The sequence below is a fragment of the Streptomyces sp. NPDC001617 genome, from assembly GCF_053596855.1.
Window position 1 is genome coordinate 1 of the sequence record NZ_JBSFHA010000143.1, and the last position, 15,636, is coordinate 15,636.

The 15,636-nt window shown below is 68.6% G+C and carries 14 protein-coding genes, 1 rRNA gene and 1 riboswitch; of the genes, 12 read left to right on the top strand and 3 right to left on the bottom strand.

Annotation, left to right across the window (positions count from 1 at the left end):
- The 11 genes from rrf to ACWC09_RS50500 form a co-directional block, all read left to right on the top strand.
- Positions 1 to 95: ribosomal RNA gene (gene rrf, locus ACWC09_RS50450) — 5S ribosomal RNA — on the top strand; the annotation flags it as partial.
- 110 nt (positions 96 to 205) lie between these two features.
- Positions 206 to 814 (top strand): CDP-alcohol phosphatidyltransferase family protein, encoded by a 609-nt coding sequence (locus ACWC09_RS50455; protein ID WP_450858809.1) that lies wholly within the window; start codon positions 206 to 208, stop codon positions 812 to 814.
- Between the two features lie 114 nt (positions 815 to 928).
- Complete coding sequence (locus ACWC09_RS50460) at positions 929 to 3,424, top strand: sugar phosphate nucleotidyltransferase (protein ID WP_450858811.1); 2,496 nt, start codon at positions 929 to 931, stop codon at positions 3,422 to 3,424.
- Positions 3,425 to 3,531: 107 nt separating this feature from the next.
- The gene (locus ACWC09_RS50465; protein ID WP_450858813.1) at positions 3,532 to 4,437 is read left to right on the top strand and encodes a DUF881 domain-containing protein; all 906 of its coding nucleotides are present in this window, start codon (positions 3,532 to 3,534) and stop codon (positions 4,435 to 4,437) included.
- Positions 4,434 to 4,766 carry a small basic family protein gene (locus ACWC09_RS50470; protein ID WP_003988855.1) on the top strand — a complete coding sequence of 111 codons (333 nt, stop codon included), beginning with the start codon at positions 4,434 to 4,436 and terminating at the stop codon, positions 4,764 to 4,766. Before ACWC09_RS50465 ends, ACWC09_RS50470 begins: the two co-directional genes overlap by 4 nt.
- Positions 4,767 to 4,770: 4 nt before the next feature.
- Positions 4,771 to 5,607, top strand: coding sequence for a DUF881 domain-containing protein (locus ACWC09_RS50475; RefSeq protein ID WP_450858815.1), 837 nt, complete (start codon positions 4,771 to 4,773; stop codon positions 5,605 to 5,607).
- 61 nt (positions 5,608 to 5,668) lie between these two features.
- On the top strand, positions 5,669 to 6,574 hold the full coding sequence (locus ACWC09_RS50480; protein WP_450858817.1) for an FHA domain-containing protein: 906 nt from the start codon (positions 5,669 to 5,671) through the stop codon (positions 6,572 to 6,574).
- A 42-nt stretch (positions 6,575 to 6,616) separates the two neighbouring features.
- Complete coding sequence (gene ftsR, locus ACWC09_RS50485; RefSeq protein ID WP_450858819.1) at positions 6,617 to 7,354, top strand: transcriptional regulator FtsR; 738 nt, start codon at positions 6,617 to 6,619, stop codon at positions 7,352 to 7,354.
- 85 nt (positions 7,355 to 7,439) lie between these two features.
- The gene (locus ACWC09_RS50490; protein WP_004002801.1) at positions 7,440 to 7,913 is read left to right on the top strand and encodes a bifunctional nuclease family protein; all 474 of its coding nucleotides are present in this window, start codon (positions 7,440 to 7,442) and stop codon (positions 7,911 to 7,913) included.
- Between the two features lie 259 nt (positions 7,914 to 8,172).
- Complete coding sequence (locus ACWC09_RS50495; RefSeq protein ID WP_450858821.1) at positions 8,173 to 8,817, top strand: MerR family transcriptional regulator; 645 nt, start codon at positions 8,173 to 8,175, stop codon at positions 8,815 to 8,817.
- A gap of 69 nt (positions 8,818 to 8,886) precedes the next feature.
- Positions 8,887 to 10,257 carry a DNA polymerase IV gene (locus ACWC09_RS50500; RefSeq protein ID WP_450858823.1) on the top strand — a complete coding sequence of 457 codons (1,371 nt, stop codon included), beginning with the start codon at positions 8,887 to 8,889 and terminating at the stop codon, positions 10,255 to 10,257.
- Between the two features lie 68 nt (positions 10,258 to 10,325).
- Here ACWC09_RS50500 and ACWC09_RS50505 read toward each other — a convergent pair whose 3' ends face one another.
- The gene (locus ACWC09_RS50505) at positions 10,326 to 10,703 is read right to left on the bottom strand and encodes a PRC-barrel domain-containing protein (protein ID WP_450858825.1); all 378 of its coding nucleotides are present in this window, start codon (positions 10,701 to 10,703) and stop codon (positions 10,326 to 10,328) included.
- Positions 10,704 to 10,824: 121 nt separating this feature from the next.
- Positions 10,825 to 10,920: riboswitch (glycine riboswitch) on the top strand.
- Between the two features lie 177 nt (positions 10,921 to 11,097).
- On the opposite strand from ACWC09_RS50505, the gene gcvP reads away from it, so the two are divergent.
- Entirely contained in the window at positions 11,098 to 13,986 is a 2,889-nt protein-coding gene (gene gcvP / locus ACWC09_RS50510; RefSeq protein ID WP_450858827.1) for an aminomethyl-transferring glycine dehydrogenase, read from the top strand.
- Between the two features lie 67 nt (positions 13,987 to 14,053).
- Here gcvP and ACWC09_RS50515 read toward each other — a convergent pair whose 3' ends face one another.
- Positions 14,054 to 14,473 (bottom strand): TOBE domain-containing protein, encoded by a 420-nt coding sequence (locus tag ACWC09_RS50515; protein WP_450858829.1) that lies wholly within the window; start codon positions 14,471 to 14,473, stop codon positions 14,054 to 14,056.
- 26 nt (positions 14,474 to 14,499) lie between these two features.
- The gene (locus ACWC09_RS50520; RefSeq protein WP_450858831.1) at positions 14,500 to 15,633 is read right to left on the bottom strand and encodes an ABC transporter ATP-binding protein; all 1,134 of its coding nucleotides are present in this window, start codon (positions 15,631 to 15,633) and stop codon (positions 14,500 to 14,502) included.
- Between the last annotated feature and the right edge of the window lie 3 nt (positions 15,634 to 15,636).

Consider the following 15,636-nt stretch of genomic DNA (forward strand, 5'->3'; position numbering starts at 1 on the left):
AAACGCCCGGTTACATTCCGAACCCGGAAGCTAAGCCTTACAGCGCCGATGGTACTGCAGGGGGGACCCTGTGGGAGAGTAGGACGCCGCCGAACTCCTTTTAGAGCTCTGGCTCTTGGGCACACAAGCCCGAGGGCCAGAGCTTTTTTGCGTTGGGGTAAGGTCAGGGGGCATCGTTGGCTCGTTTCCCACAGGAGGCCCCCGGGTGGAGGTCCAGGAGACGCGTGTCCAGACGGACCGTGTCCTCACCATCCCCAACATCCTCAGCATGGCGCGTCTCGTCGGCGTGCCGATCTTCCTGTGGCTGATCCTCAGGCCTGAGTTCGGGGGGCCGAAGAGTGACGGGTTGGCGCTGCTGGTGCTGGCTCTGAGCGGAGTCAGTGACTACCTGGACGGCAAGCTCGCGCGGCGTTGGAACCAGATCAGCAGTCTGGGCCGGCTCCTCGATCCCGCGGCCGACCGGCTCTACATTCTCTCGACTTTGGTCGGTCTCACCTGGCGCGAGATTCTGCCAATCTGGTTGACCGCTGTACTTCTACTGCGAGAGCTGGTCCTCCTGGTGATGGTGGGCATCCTCAGGCGGCACGGCTATCCGCCGCCGCAGGTGAACTTCCTGGGGAAGGCAGCCACGTTCAACCTGATGTACGCTTTCCCGTTGCTCCTGCTCAGTGACGGATCTGGATGGATCCACTCACTCGCTGCTATTTTCGGATGGGCGTTCGCCGGATGGGGTACAACGCTCTACTGGTGGGCAGGAGTCCTCTACGTGGTACAAGTCCGCCGCCTGGTCCGTGCGGACGCCATGGCCGACTGAACTCGCCGATTGCTGCGGCCGTAGCGGCCAGATGGCCTCCGGTGAAGAAGTGCGGGACAATCTGACGGGTGAAGTCGGCCAGACCGTCGTCTCTTTGAGGAGGACGCTTCCGACATGAAGGCCGTCGTGATGGCCGGAGGCGAAGGCACACGCCTTCGCCCCATGACCTCGAGCATGCCCAAACCGCTCCTACCCGTGGTGAACCGCCCGATCATGGAGCACGTACTGCGGCTGCTCAAAAGGCATGGGCTGAACGAGACCGTCGTAACTGTCCAGTTCCTGGCCTCCTTGGTCAAGAACTACTTCGGTGACGGCGAAGAGCTCGGAATGGAGCTTTCCTATGCCAATGAGGAGAAGCCACTCGGTACCGCCGGAAGCGTCAAGAACGCCGAAGAGGCGTTGAAGGACGATGCTTTCCTCGTCATTTCCGGCGATGCGCTGACCGACTTCGACCTCACCGAGCTCATCAATTTCCACAAGGAAAAGGGTGCGCTCGTCACCGTGTGTCTGACGCGTGTGCCCAATCCACTGGAATTCGGCATCACGATCGTCGACGAGGAAGGAAAGGTCGAGCGCTTCCTCGAGAAGCCGACCTGGGGGCAGGTCTTCTCGGACACGGTGAACACCGGGATCTATGTGATGGAGCCCGAGGTCTTCGACTATGTCGAGCCCGATGTGCCCGTCGACTGGTCCGGCGATGTCTTTCCGCAGTTGATGAAGGAAGGCAAGCCGATCTACGGCTATATCGCTGAGGGCTACTGGGAGGACGTCGGCACGCACGAGAGCTATGTGAAGGCGCAGGCCGATGTCCTGGAGGGCAAGGTCGACGTCGAGATCGACGGGTTCGAGATCTCCCCGGGGGTCTGGGTGGCCGAGGGCGCCGAGGTGCATCCCGATGCCGTTCTCCGCGGGCCGCTGTACATCGGTGACTATGCCAAGGTCGAGGCCGGCGCCGAAATTCGTGAGCACACCGTCGTCGGTTCCAATGTCGTCGTGAAGAGCGGTGCCTTTCTGCACAAGGCCGTGGTGCACGACAACGTGTACGTGGGACAGCACAGCAATCTGCGTGGCTGCGTCGTCGGCAAGAACACCGACATCATGCGTGCCGCACGGATCGAGGACGGCGCGGTCATCGGTGATGAGTGCCTGATCGGTGAAGAATCGATCGTGCAGGGGAACGTGCGGGTCTACCCGTTCAAGACCATCGAGGCAGGCGCCTTCGTCAACACCTCGGTCATCTGGGAGTCCAGGGGCCAGGCCCATCTCTTCGGCGCCCGTGGCGTCTCCGGCATCCTGAACGTCGAGATCACACCAGAGCTCGCCGTCCGCCTGGCCGGTGCCTACGCGACGACCCTCAAGAAGGGCTCCACGGTCACCACGGCCCGCGACCACTCCCGCGGTGCCCGCGCGCTCAAGCGGGCGGTGATCTCCGCTCTGCAGGCCAGCGCCATCGACGTACGCGATCTGGAGAACGTACCGCTGCCCGTAGCTCGCCAGCAGACCGCGCGCGGCAGTGCCGGCGGGATCATGATCCGGACCACGCCCGGGGTACCGGACTCCGTGGACATCATGTTCTTCGACGGGAACGGGGCCGATCTGTCGCAGGGCAGCCAGCGGAAGCTGGACCGGGTGTTCGCGCGGCAGGAGTACCGGCGTGCGTTCCCCGGCGAGATCGGTGACCTGCACTTCCCGGCAAGCGTCTTCGACTCGTACACCGGGTCGCTGTTGCGGAACGTCGACACGACCGGGATCAAGGAGTCCGGGCTGAAGGTCGTCGTCGACGCCTCCAACGGCAGTTCCGGGCTCGTGCTGCCCAGTCTGCTCGGCAAGCTCGGCGTGGACTCGTTGACCATCAACCCGGGTCTCGACGAGTCCCGGCCCACGGAGACCGGTGACCAGCGGCGTTCCGGGCTTGTGCGGCTCGGCGAGATCGTGGCCTCGTCGCGGGCGGCCTTCGGCGTGCGGTTCGATCCAGTCGGTGAGCGGCTCTCTCTCGTCGACGAGAAGGGGCGGATCATCGAGGACGACCGGGCGCTGCTCGTCATGCTCGACCTGGTCGCCGCGGAGCGGCGCAGCGGTCGTGTGGCGCTGCCGGTGACCACGACGCGGATCGCCGAGCAGGTGGCGGCGTATCACGGTACGCAGGTCGAGTGGACGACCACCTCACCCGACGACCTCACCCGGGTCGGTGGCGACGACTCGACCATCTTCGGCGGTGACGGCAAGGGCGGATTCATCATCCCGGAGTTCAGCAGTGTCTTCGACGGTACGGCGGCCTTTGTACGGCTGATCGGGCTGGTGGCGCGGACGCAGCTCACGCTCAGCCAGATCGACGCTCGTATCCCGCGTGCGCACGTCCTCAAGCGGGATCTGGCGACTCCCTGGGCCGTCAAGGGACTTGTGATGCGGCGGGTCGTCGAGGCGGCCGGAGATCGCTTTGTGGACACCACCGACGGTGTACGGGTGGTGGAGACCGACGGGCGTTGGGTGATGGTGCTGCCCGACCCCGCCGAGGCCGTCACCCATCTGTGGGCGGAGGGGCCGGACGACGCCTCCGCGCAGGCCCTGCTCGACGAGTGGTCGGCCGTGGTGGACAGCGCGGGCCGCTGAAAGACGCAGCACGGGTGCGTGCCGGACAGGTGTCCCCAAGGGGGCCTGTCCGGCACGCCGGTGGGGCCATTCGGAGGTAGTGGTCGCAACGTGCGACGATGTGCGGCATGCCGCAGCACCCCCCCGTTCGGAGCACACCGACGCGCCCCTCGCGGCCGGACGCGTCCATGTTCCTGCTCACCAACGTCATGGACCACAGCCTCGACGACGGATACGCCGAGGCTGCCGCCCGCAAGAAGGCCGAGGGCGCCGGCGGGATGCCCAAGACGCTCCGGGCGCGGCTGGGTCTGGCCGGCGGGCTCGTGCTCGCGGCCCTTGTGGTGACCGTCGGGGCGGCACAGGCGCGCGTGGCGGCTCCTGTGGTGGCCAAGGAGCGCCAGGAGCTGATCGACCGGATCGACCGGGAGACGGCGACCGCGGACAAGCTGGAGGGCTCCGTCGACAAGCTGCGCGACGAGGTGAGCACGCGGCAGCGGGAGGCTCTGAAGAGGAGCGGGACCGGGGACCAGTCGGAGCTGGTGGGCGTTCTGTCGGGTGCCGTTGCGGTGCACGGTCCCGGTGTGAAGCTGGTCGTGAACGACGCCAAGGAAGCCACCTCCGGCGGCAACGGCAACCCGCGCGAGACCACGGACTTCTCCGACACCGGGAGGGTCCGCGACCGGGACATGCAGCGGGTCGTCAACGGGCTGTGGGAGTCGGGCGCCGAGGCCATCTCCATCAACGGGCAGCGGCTGACCGCGCTGTCGGCGATCAGGGCCGCCGGGGACGCGATACTGGTCGACAACAAGCCACTGGTGCCGCCTTATACGGTGCTCGCCGTGGGCAACGGCAAGCAGCTGAGCACCACGTTCCAGAACAGCGCCGACGGGCTGTATCTGCACGCCCTGCAAGAGGACTACGGCATCCGGACCGCCATCTCGGTGGAGAGCGACCTCCGGCTGCCCGCAGCACCGAGTGTGATCGTACGTACAGCACAGCCGAAGACCGAGAAGACTGAGAAGGGCACATCGTGATCGCCGTACTGGGCCTCGTCGTGGGAGTCGTGGCCGGACTGTTGGTCCGGCCTGAGGTTCCGGCGGTCGTCGAGCCTTATCTGCCGATCGCCGTCGTCGCGGCGCTCGACGCCGTCTTCGGTGGTCTGCGGGCCATGCTCGACGGGATCTTCGACGACAAGGTCTTCGTGGTGTCGTTCCTGTCCAACGTGGTGGTGGCCGCGTTGATCGTGTTCCTGGGCGACAAGTTGGGCGTGGGTGCTCAGCTGTCCACCGGTGTCGTCGTGGTCCTCGGCATCCGGATCTTCTCGAACGCCGCGGCGATCCGTCGGCACGTGTTCCGGGCGTGAGGCGATGAGCGAGAACGAGGAGAAGCCCGAGAACAGGCTCCGCAAGGAACTGCCCGAAGAAGTGCCCGCGACGGCCCCGGAGGCAGGAGAGGCCGCGGAGGAGGCGCCGAAGACCGAGCTGACCGGCCGGCAGCGGCTCGTCAAGGGACTGTGGCCGCCGCGCGTCAGTCGTGCCCAACTCATCGTCGCGCTGCTGCTGTTCGGCCTCGGCTTCGGCCTGGCCGTCCAGGTGGCCTCGAACAGCGACAGTGACAGCGCGCTGCGCGGAGCACGCCAGGAGGATCTTGTTCGCATCCTCGATGAACTCGACGACCGTACCCAGCGTCTTGAGGACGAGAAGCAAGGACTGGAGAAGCAGCGCGACGAGCTGGAGAACAGCTCCGACCAGGCCGAGGAGGCCCGCAAGCAGACCGTCGAGAAGGAGAGGCAACTCGGCATTCTGGCGGGCACGGTGGCCGCGCAGGGTCCCGGCATCACGATGACGATCGAGGACACGAAGGGGACGGTCGAGGCGGACATGCTGCTCGACGCGATCCAGGAGCTGCGCGCCGCGGGGGCGGAGGCGATCCAGGTGAACGGCGTACGCGTCGTGGCCGGCACGTATCTCTCGGACTCCGGCAAGAGCGTCAGCGTCGATGGGAACAAGATCAACGCGCCCTATCGTTTCAAGGTCATCGGCAAGCCGGCGGATCTGGAGCCGGCGCTCAACATCCCGGGAGGCGTGGTGCAGACTCTTGAGAAGGAGCAGGCCACCGTCACCGTCGACCGGTCGAACAAGATCGTCGTGGACGCCTTGCGAGCCGCGAAGCGGCCTGACTACGCTCGGTCGTCCTCCCAGTGAACCGGGGGTGCATGGGGGGCGTCGGGCAGGGGCATGAGGTTGCGGGGGGTCGGCGCACCGAATGGGTGGTGCGTGGTGGAAACTGTCTGGTGGATACGGACGTTGTGAGGATGTCCGGGTCGACCGGCGTATTGAGTCAGGGTTCGTCCTGCCCCACGGGCGGGTCTGTTTCGGTCAAGGGGAATCGCCCGTGAAGTTGTTTGCGAAGTTGTTCGGCAAGAGCGCGCGAGAGGGCAGTGACAATGCCACTGCTCGTCATCGCGCACAGCCCGACGCGGAAGGCCAGCGTCCGCTGTTCCGGGACCAGGTCGGCGGGTCGGGCGGTGACATTCCCGGAGGTCAGGGCGCGCCGTCTGTTGACCCTGCGCAGTCCGGCGGCATAGGTTTCGGGCAACCGTCAACCTCAAGTACGGGTGGAGGGTTTTCCCCTATGTCGGCCCTGGTGTGTACGAGGTGCGGTAACCGCAACGCGGAGAACAGCCGCTTCTGCTCCAACTGCGGCGCTCCCCTACGGGCGGGGGCGACGCCGGAGCGTCCGTCCGAGACGACCTCCACGATCTCGATCTCCGGCCTCGAGGCCTACGACGCCGAGGTCACCGGTCAGACGCAGCTGCCGGCGCTCTCTCCCGAGGCGCAGGCGGCCGTCGACGCGCTGCCGCTGGGTTCCGCCCTGCTGGTCGTGCGCCGCGGACCGAACTCGGGCAGCCGCTTCCTCCTGGACGGCGACCTGACCACGGCCGGCCGTCACCCTCAGAGCGACATCTTCCTGGACGACGTGACGGTCTCGCGCCGGCACGTGGAGTTCCGCCGCGGAGCGGACGGCTCGTTCACGGTGGCCGACGTCGGCAGCCTCAACGGCACGTACGTCAACCGCGAGCGGATCGACCAGGTCGCCCTGAACAACGGCGACGAGGTCCAGATCGGCAAGTACCGGCTGGTCTTCTACGCGAGCCAGCGGGGCTACTGACCCGCTCCCGGACACCGTCCGGGGGGACCCCAGGGAATGTCCATGCTTCAAACACCGAGCGGTGGTGCCGGCCACGGCACCGCCGCCACGGACAGCGGACTGATGAGCATCGGCACGGTGCTGAACGTGCTGCGCGACGAGTTCCCGGAAGTCACCATCTCCAAGATCCGCTTCCTGGAGTCGGAAGGGCTCATCGAGCCGCAGCGGACCCCCTCGGGGTACCGCAAGTTCACCGTCGGCGACGTGGAGCGCCTCGGGCACGTCCTGAGGATGCAGCGGGACCACTACCTGCCGCTCAAGGTGATCCGCGAGCACCTGGACGCCATGGAGCGCGGCGAGGCGGTCCCACTGCCCGCGGTGGGTCGTCAGCGGGACGGCGAGCCCGTCCTGGAGGTCGTCGAAGGGCCCACGGCGGCCCGGATCGGCAAGGCCGAGCTGCTCGCCGCCGCCGGGATCGGCGAGGACGAGCTCAAGGAGTGGGAGTCGTACGGGCTGCTCGCACCGCTGCCCGACGGGGCGTACGACGCGGAGGCGGTCACCGTCGCGGCGCTCGTCGTGGAGCTCGGGCGGTTCGGGATCGAACCACGGCACCTGAGGGCGATGAAGGCCGCCGCCGACCGTGAGGCCGGGCTGGTGGACCAGGTGGTGGCCCCGCTCAAGCGGCACCGCAATCCGCAGACCAGGGCCCACGCGGAGGCCCGTACCAAGGAGCTGGCGGCGCTCACCGTGAAGCTGCACGCGGCCCTCGTACGGACCGCGCTCGGGGTGCGCCTGCCCTGAGCCCGGCGCGTCCGCCGAGGCCGGATCGGCCCCCCAATCTCTGCCCGACTACCCAAACGTCCCGGGCACGTCCTAGGGTTGCTGTGTGAACGAGCTCGATGTCGTAGGTGTCCGGGTCGAAATGCCCTCCAACCAACCGATCGTGCTCCTGCGTGAAGTGGGAGGCGACCGCTACCTCCCCATCTGGATCGGGCCCGGGGAGGCGACGGCGATCGCCTTCGCCCAGCAGGGCATGGCCCCCGCACGACCGCTGACCCACGACCTGTTCAAGGACGTGCTGGAGGCCGTCGGCCAGGAGCTCACGGAAGTGCGCATCACGGACCTGCGTGAGGGCGTCTTCTACGCGGAGCTGGTCTTCGCCAGCGGAGTCGAGGTGAGCGCCCGCCCCTCCGATGCCATAGCGCTGGCCCTGCGCACCGGGACGCCGATCTACGGCAGCGACGGCGTGCTCGACGACGCGGGCATCGCGATCCCGGACGAGCAGGAGGACGAGGTGGAGAAGTTCCGCGAGTTCCTCGACCAGATCTCCCCGGAGGACTTCGGCACCAGCAGCCAGTGAGGCGCGGCCCGCTCGGCGGACCAGCGGTCCGTGGCGGGCCGGCTTCGGTCGGTCCGGGGCGAAATGCCGGCATTTGCCGGCGGGGAGTGAGAGCGTCCTGCGGCCCGCTCCGAGCGCATTCGGCTAGCCTTTCCCCGCGGTGGGGTACGGGAAACCACTCTTAGGGTGATTATCACTCGGCGTGCCGAGTGTGGCGGTCGTTGACGCACCCCTGGTGGCTGCCTACCGTCGAGGAGGCAGGTCAAGGACGGAGGTCGGCGTGAGAAGCAGCGGCGACGGTACGGCTGGGGGTGCCCCCGGACGCGAGGTCGGGGGAAGCTTTCCGTACCCGCTTCACGGCAGCGCGGCCGATCACGCTCCGCAGCGACCGGCGGCCGTGCCGAGCAGCGGAGGGGCGACGTCCATGGCGTCCGAGCAGATCGGCTACCGCGGGCCGACGGCCTGTGCGGCCGCCGGCATCACCTACCGGCAACTCGACTACTGGGCGCGCACCGGGCTCGTCGAGCCGAGCGTGCGGCCCGCCCACGGGTCGGGGACCCAGCGGCTCTACAGCTTCCGGGACGTCGTCGTCCTGAAGATCGTCAAGCGGTTCCTGGACACGGGTGTGTCCCTGCAGAACATCCGCACCGCCGTGCAGCATCTGCGCGAGCGCGGCTTCCGGGACCTGGAGCGCATGACGCTCATGAGTGACGGTGCCACCGTCTACGAGTGCACCTCACCCGACGAGGTCCACGCGCTGCTCCAGGGCGGGCAGGGCATCTTCGGGATCGCCGTCGGTGTGGTGTGGCGGGATGTCGAGAGCGCGCTCTCGCAGCTGCACGGCGAGCGGATCGACACCGGCGAGACACTGATCGGGCAGAACCCGACCGACGAGCTGGCGCGGCGGCGCAACCGGGCCGTCTAGAGGGAGCGACACCGGGCGGTCGTCTTCAGGCCGGGGGCATTGTCAGTGGCGTAGGGCAGCATCGGACATGTGAGAAACGCGCCCACGATCCTGCATCTCGACATGGATGCCTTCTACGCCTCGGCGGAGCAGGCGTCCAAGCCGAGTCTGCGCGGGAAGGCCGTGGTCGTGGGCGGGCTGGGGCCGCGTGGGGTGGTGGCCACGGCTTCGTACGAGGCGCGGGTCTTCGGGGTGCGGTCCGCGATGCCGATGGCCCAGGCGCGGCGGCTGGCGCCGAACGCCGCGTATCTGGTGCCGCGCTTCGGGTTCTACCGGGCGATCAGCGAGCAGGTGATGGGGATGCTGCACGCGCTGTCGCCCCTGGTGGAGCCGCTCAGCCTGGACGAGGCGTTCGTGGACCTGGAGGCCGGTCAGACGGCCTGGGACGCGGCCTCGGCCCGGCTGGTCGGGGAGAAGCTGCGGGCCGACATACGGGCCGTCACGGGCCTCACCGGGTCCGTGGGGCTCGCCGCGTCCAAGATGCTCGCGAAGATCGCCTCCGAGGAGGCCAAGCCGGACGGGCTGGTGCTGATCGAGCCCGGCACCGAGCGGGCGTTGCTGGGGCCGATGCCGGTGCGGACCCTGCCGGGGGTGGGGCCGGCGACGGGGGACCATCTGCGGCGGGCCGGGATCACGACGGTCGACGACATCGCCGAGGCCGGGGACGACGAGCTCGTACGGCTGCTGGGCAAGGCGCACGGGCATGCGCTCTACGCCATGGCACTGGCCCATGACGACCGGCCCGTGGTGGCCGAGCGGGAGACCAAGTCGGTGTCCGTCGAGGACACGTATGACGTGGACATTCACGACCGGCTGCGGGTGGGGATGGAGGTGCAGCGGCTGGCCGATCGGTGCGTGCGGCGGTTGCGGGGGGCGGGGCTGTCCGGGCGGACCATCGTGTTGAAGGTGCGGCGGTACGACTTCTCGACGTTGACCCGGTCGGAGACGTTGCGGGGGCCGACCGATGATCCTGCGGTGGTGCGGGAGGCCGCGGCTCGGCTGCTGGAGGGCGTGGACACGACGGGGGGTGTGCGGTTGTTGGGGGTGGGGGTGAGTGGGCTTGCCGATTACACGCAGGAGGACCTGTTCGCGCAGGCCGCGTTTGCGCAGACGGCCGGGGAGGGGGTGGAGCATGCGGAGGAGGAGGGGGAGGACGGGGCTGTGGCGGAGCAGGTCGTGGCTGTCGAGCGGCGGTGGTCTGCGGGGCATGATGTGCGGCATGCCGAGTTCGGGCATGGGTGGGTGCAGGGGAGTGGGCTGGGGCGGGTGACGGTGCGGTTCGAGACGCCGGGGTCCGAGGTGGGGCGTGTGCGGACGTTTCGGGTCGATGATCCTGAGCTGGAGCCGGCTGATCCGTTGCCATTGGTGGCGGGAGCCTCGGTGGACGGCATGCGTGCGTGATCGGGTACGGGTTCCCACCCGCACCACCCGTGCGGCGTTCGTGGTCGGCGGCCATCCCTGACCGCGCCTCAGGGCTCTGCGTCCTCCGTCCCCGCCAGCCTGCCGAAATCCCGGTCCGGGAACGGGGGAGGTGGGGCCACGTCCAGGCCGTAGTGGTGGTAGAGCTGGAGTTCCTGTTCGGGGGATAGGTGGCGGCCTACGCCGAAGTCGGGAGCGTCCTTGATCAGGGAGCGGTCGAAGGGGATGTGGAGGGTGCCCTCGACCAGTTCGCTGGGCTCCAGAGGGACGAAGGCGTCCCGGGAGAACAGGCCGGTGCGTATGGCGGCCCACTCCGGCACGCCGGTCGCGTCGTCGAGGTAGACCTCGTCGATGGTGCCGATCTTGGTGCCGTTGCGGTCGAACGCCTTGCGGCCGATCAGATTGCGCGGATCGATGTCGGTCTGCACGGGGCCCTCCACTGGTTCTCGACTCGCAACTCATCCGTAAGCACTACAAAAGAACACATTGGGCAAGGTGGCCACTCGAAGGCCCGGTCGTTGCCCTCGCTGGTAGGCTGACAGCGGCTGCTGACCCCGTGCGGGAGAGTCCTCCGGAGAACTTCGGAGGCGCCGAAGGAGCAAATCCTCCCCGGAATCTCTCAGGCTCACGTACCGCACGGACGAGGTCACTCTGGAAAGCAGGGCGGGTGTCGACGGCTTCCGCTCTCACCGACGGTGAAAGCCGGGAGCTCTTGAGCGGACCCGGTGAAGCTCTCAGGTTGAGATGACAGAGGGGGAGGCCGTCCGGGTACCCGTGCCGTGGTGCCCCTCGAAGGTCGTGTCAGACCAGGAGGCCTCCGCAATGACCGCCCACCGCATTCCGCTCGCCGAGCTCGAGCAGGGTATCCCCTTCGAACAGCGCCATATCGGCCCCGACCACGGGGCCCGCGCCAAGATGCTCGCGCAGGTCGGGTACGGCTCGCTGGACGAGCTCACCGCCGCCGCGGTGCCGGATGTGATCAAGAACGCCGACGATGTCCTGAAGCTGCCGGGGGCTCGTACCGAGGCCGAGGTGCTTGCCGAGCTGCGTTCGCTTGCCGATCGGAACCAGGTTCTCGATTCCATGATCGGACTCGGGTACTACGGGACCTTCACCCCGCCCGTCATCCTGCGGAACGTCATGGAGAATCCCGCCTGGTACACGGCCTACACGCCGTACCAGCCCGAGATCTCGCAGGGGCGGCTCGAAGCCCTCCTCAACTTCCAGACCGTCGTCGCCGACCTCACCGGTCTGCCCACCTCCGGTGCCTCGCTGCTCGACGAGGGGACCGCGGCCGCGGAGGCTGTGGCGCTGTCCCGGCGCATGGGGAAGAACAAGAAGGGGCTCTTCCTCGTCGATGCGGACGTGCTGCCGCAGACCATCGCCGTGATCGAGACCCGGGCCGAGCCCACCGGCGTGGAGGTCGTCGTCGCCGATCTGAGCGACGGGATTCCGGCCGACGTCGCCGGGCGTGAGATCAACGGCGTGCTCATCCAGTACCCCGGCGCCTCCGGTGCCGTACGCGACATCAAGCCGGTCATCGAGCAGGCGCACGAGCTGGGTGCCCTGGTCACCGTCGCCGCCGACCTGCTCGCGCTGACCCTGCTGAAGTCGCCCGGTGAGCTCGGGGCGGACATCGCGGTCGGTACGACGCAGCGGTTCGGTGTGCCGATGGGCTTCGGCGGGCCGCACGCGGGCTACATGGCCGTACACGAGAAGTTCGCCCGGAGCCTGCCCGGGCGGCTCGTGGGTGTGTCCGTGGACGCGGACGGGCACAAGGCGTACCGGCTGGCCCTGCAGACCCGTGAGCAGCACATCCGGCGGGAGAAGGCGACCAGCAACATCTGTACGGCGCAGGTGCTGCTCGCCGTCATGGCCGGCATGTACGCCGTCTACCACGGGCCGGAGGGCCTGAAGGGCATCGCGCGGCGGACCCATCGGTACGCCACGATCCTCGCCGAGGGGCTTGAGCGCGGTGGCGTCGAGGTGGTGCACGGGTCCTACTTCGACACGCTCACCGTACGGGTGGCCGGGCGCGGCGCTGAGATCGTCGCCGCCGCGCGGGAGAACGGGGTCAATCTGCGGCTCGTCGACGCCGATCACGTCTCCCTCGCCTGCGACGAGACGACGGCCAGGGCCCAACTGGGCGCCGTATGGAGCGCGTTCGGGGTCGACGGTGACATCGAGGCGCTGGACGAGGTTGTCGGGGAAGCGATTCCGCAGGATCTGCTGCGTGACGACGAGTTCCTCGCTCACCCCGTCTTCCACCAGTACCGTTCCGAGACCGCGATGCTGCGGTACCTGCGCAGGCTGGCCGACCGGGACTACGCGCTGGACCGCGGCATGATTCCGCTCGGCTCCTGCACGATGAAGCTCAACGCGACCACCGAGATGGAGCCGGTCACCTGGCCCGAGTTCGGGCAGCTGCACCCCTTCGCGCCCGCCGAGCAGGCGCAGGGCTATCTGACGCTGATCCGCGAGCTGGAGGAGCGGCTGGCCGAGGTCACCGGGTACGACAAGGTGTCGCTGCAGCCCAACGCGGGGTCGCAGGGCGAGCTGGCCGGGCTGCTCGCCGTTCGTGGGTATCACCGGGCCAACGGGGACGCGCAGCGGACCGTCTGTCTGATTCCGTCGTCCGCGCATGGGACGAATGCCGCGAGTGCTGTGATGGCCGGGATGAAGGTCGTCGTCGTGAGAACCGCCGAGGACGGCGAGATCGACGTCGAGGACCTGCGGGCGAAGATCGAGCAGTACCGCGACGAACTGGCGGTGCTGATGATCACGTACCCCTCGACGCACGGTGTGTTCGAGGAGCATGTCGCCGACATCTGCGCTCAGGTGCACGAGGCGGGGGGTCAGGTCTACGTCGACGGTGCCAACCTCAATGCGCTGGTCGGCCTGGCCAAGCCAGGGCACTTCGGCGGTGACGTCTCGCACCTGAACCTGCACAAGACCTTCTGCATTCCGCACGGTGGTGGCGGTCCGGGCGTCGGGCCGGTGGGTGTACGTGCGCACCTGGCGCCGTATCTGCCGAACCATCCGCTGCAGCCCGCCGCCGGGCCCGAGACGGGCGTCGGGCCGATCTCCGCCGCACCCTGGGGGTCGGCGGGGATTCTGCCGATCTCCTGGGCCTACGTCCGGCTCATGGGCGGGGAGGGGCTGAAGCGGGCCACGCAGGTGGCCGTGCTCTCCGCCAACTACATCGCCAAGCGGCTCGAACCGCACTACCCCGTGCTCTACACCGGCCCCGGTGGGCTGGTCGCGCACGAGTGCATCATCGATCTGCGGCCGCTGACCAAGGCGACCGGGGTGTCGGTGGACGACGTGGCCAAGCGGCTCATCGACTACGGGTTCCACGCGCCGACGATGTCGTTCCCGGTGGCCGGCACGCTGATGATCGAGCCGACCGAGTCCGAGGACATCGTCGAACTGGACCGGTTCTGCGAGGCGATGATCGCCATTCGGGCGGAGATCGAGAAGGTCGGGGCGGGTGAGTGGCCCGCCGAGGACAACCCGCTGCGGGGCGCTCCGCACACGGCCGCCGCGCTGGGCGGTGAGTGGGAGCACGCGTACACGCGTGAGGAGGCCGTGTTCCCGGCCGGGGTCTCGGCCGCCGACAAGTACTGGCCGCCGGTGCGGCGGATCGACCAGGCGTTCGGTGACCGGAACCTGGTGTGCTCGTGCCCGCCGCTGGACGCGTACGAGGACTGAGCCGGTAAATGAGTGAGGGCCCCTGGAATTCGTATGCGGGGCCCTTTCTCGTCATGCCGTCATGCCGTCACTCCGTCGCGAGGGAGATCTCGGTCGACTTGATCAGGGCCACGACCGGTGTGCCGGAGGTCAGACCGAGGTCCTGAGCGGCGTCTCTGGTGATCGCGGACGTCAACTCGCCGCCCTGGACGGCCACTTTGACCGAGGCCATGGCGCCGCCGGTGGAGACGTCGGTGACCGTGCCGGGGAGCTGGTTGCGGATGGACAGGCCCTCGACCGGGGCGGTGGCGAGGGAGACCTCCGTCGACTTCACCAGGGCGCGGACAGCGGTGCCGTCGGCGAGGCCGAGTTCCTCGGCGGACTCCAGGGTGATCGCGGCGGTGATGTCCTGGCCGCCGGTGAGACGGACCTTGACCGTGGCCATCACCTCGCCGGGGGTGACTGCGGTGACGGTGCCGGGGATCTGGTTGCGGATGCTGAGGGTCATGAGCTCAACCTAGGCCTGTTTACGCCTCATGCCGGGTATGCGTGGGTCTGCGTCGCCTTGACGGTCGCCCAGACCGGTGCGCCGGGGTGCAGGTCGAGTTCGGCGGCGGCGACCGTGGTGAGGTCGGCGGCGAGGGGGAGTTCGCCGTTGAGGTCGGCCCGGATCTGGTCGCCGTGGGTCTCCAGGCCGGCCACCTCGCAGCGCCAGTGGTTGCGGGCGCTGGAGCCGGTGGGAGGGTCGCGGAAGAGGGTGACGGCGCTGGGTGGGAACGCCACGAAGACCGGGCCGGACAGGTCCTCCGTGGTGGTGATGTCGGGGCCCGCGTCGAGATGGACGGTGTGGCCCTCGGCCTCGCCCTTGTAGAGGTTCAGGCCCACCAGTTGGGCGATGTAGTCCGTGCGGGGGTGGCGGGCGATGTCGGAAGGCGTGCCCTGCTGGACGACCCTGCCGTGTTCGATGACCACCAGGCGGTCGGCCAGGACCATGGCGTCCAGGGGATCGTGCGTGATGAGGACGGCCACCGCCTCGAACTCGGCGAGGTGGCGGCGGAGTTCGGCGCGTACGTCGAGGCGGGTGCGGGCGTCCAGGGCGGCGAGGGGTTCGTCGAGGAGGAGCAGGCGGGGGTTGGTGGCGAGGGCTCGGGCCAGGGCTACGCGTTGGGCCTGGCCGCCGGAGAGGTGGCGGGGTTTGGCGGTGGCGTGGTCGGCGAGGCCGAGGCGGGTCAGCCAGTCGGTGGCCTGGGCCCGGGACTCGGCTTTGGTGGCGCCCTGGCAGCGAGGGCCGAAGGCGACGTTGTCCAGGGCCGTGAGGTGGGGGAAGAGCAGGTAGTCCTGGAAGACGACGCCTACGGGGCGGGATTCGGGGGGTGTGCGGGCGAGGTCGGTGCCGTCCAGGTGGAGGTGGCCGGAGGTGAGGGGGGTGAGGCCGGCGAGGGCTCTCAGGGCGGTGGTTTTCCCGGCGCCGTTGGGGCCGAGGAGGGCCAGGACGTCGCCGGGGGCGGCGGTGAGGGTTACGTCGAGGCGGAAGTCGGGGCGGGTTACTACGAGGTGGGTGTCGAGGCCTTCGAGGGGGCGGCGGTCCGTTTTCGGGTGCGGGTCGGGGGTGGGGGCCCTGACCGTCCCGCCCGCCCCCGGCACGAGTCCCATCTCCACCTCGGGCAACTG

Coding starts and splice junctions, on each gene's coding strand:
- ACWC09_RS50460 (WP_450858811.1), top strand. CDS start 929: ATGAAGGCCGTCGTGATGGCCGGAGGCGAAGGCACACGCCTTCGCCCC.
- ACWC09_RS50465 (WP_450858813.1), top strand. CDS start 3,532: ATGCCGCAGCACCCCCCCGTTCGGAGCACACCGACGCGCCCCTCGCGG.
- ACWC09_RS50475 (WP_450858815.1), top strand. CDS start 4,771: ATGAGCGAGAACGAGGAGAAGCCCGAGAACAGGCTCCGCAAGGAACTG.
- ACWC09_RS50480 (WP_450858817.1), top strand. CDS start 5,669: ATGGGTGGTGCGTGGTGGAAACTGTCTGGTGGATACGGACGTTGTGAG.
- ftsR (WP_450858819.1), top strand. CDS start 6,617: ATGCTTCAAACACCGAGCGGTGGTGCCGGCCACGGCACCGCCGCCACG.
- gcvP (WP_450858827.1), top strand. CDS start 11,098: ATGACCGCCCACCGCATTCCGCTCGCCGAGCTCGAGCAGGGTATCCCC.
- ACWC09_RS50515 (WP_450858829.1), bottom strand. CDS start 14,473: ATGACCCTCAGCATCCGCAACCAGATCCCCGGCACCGTCACCGCAGTC.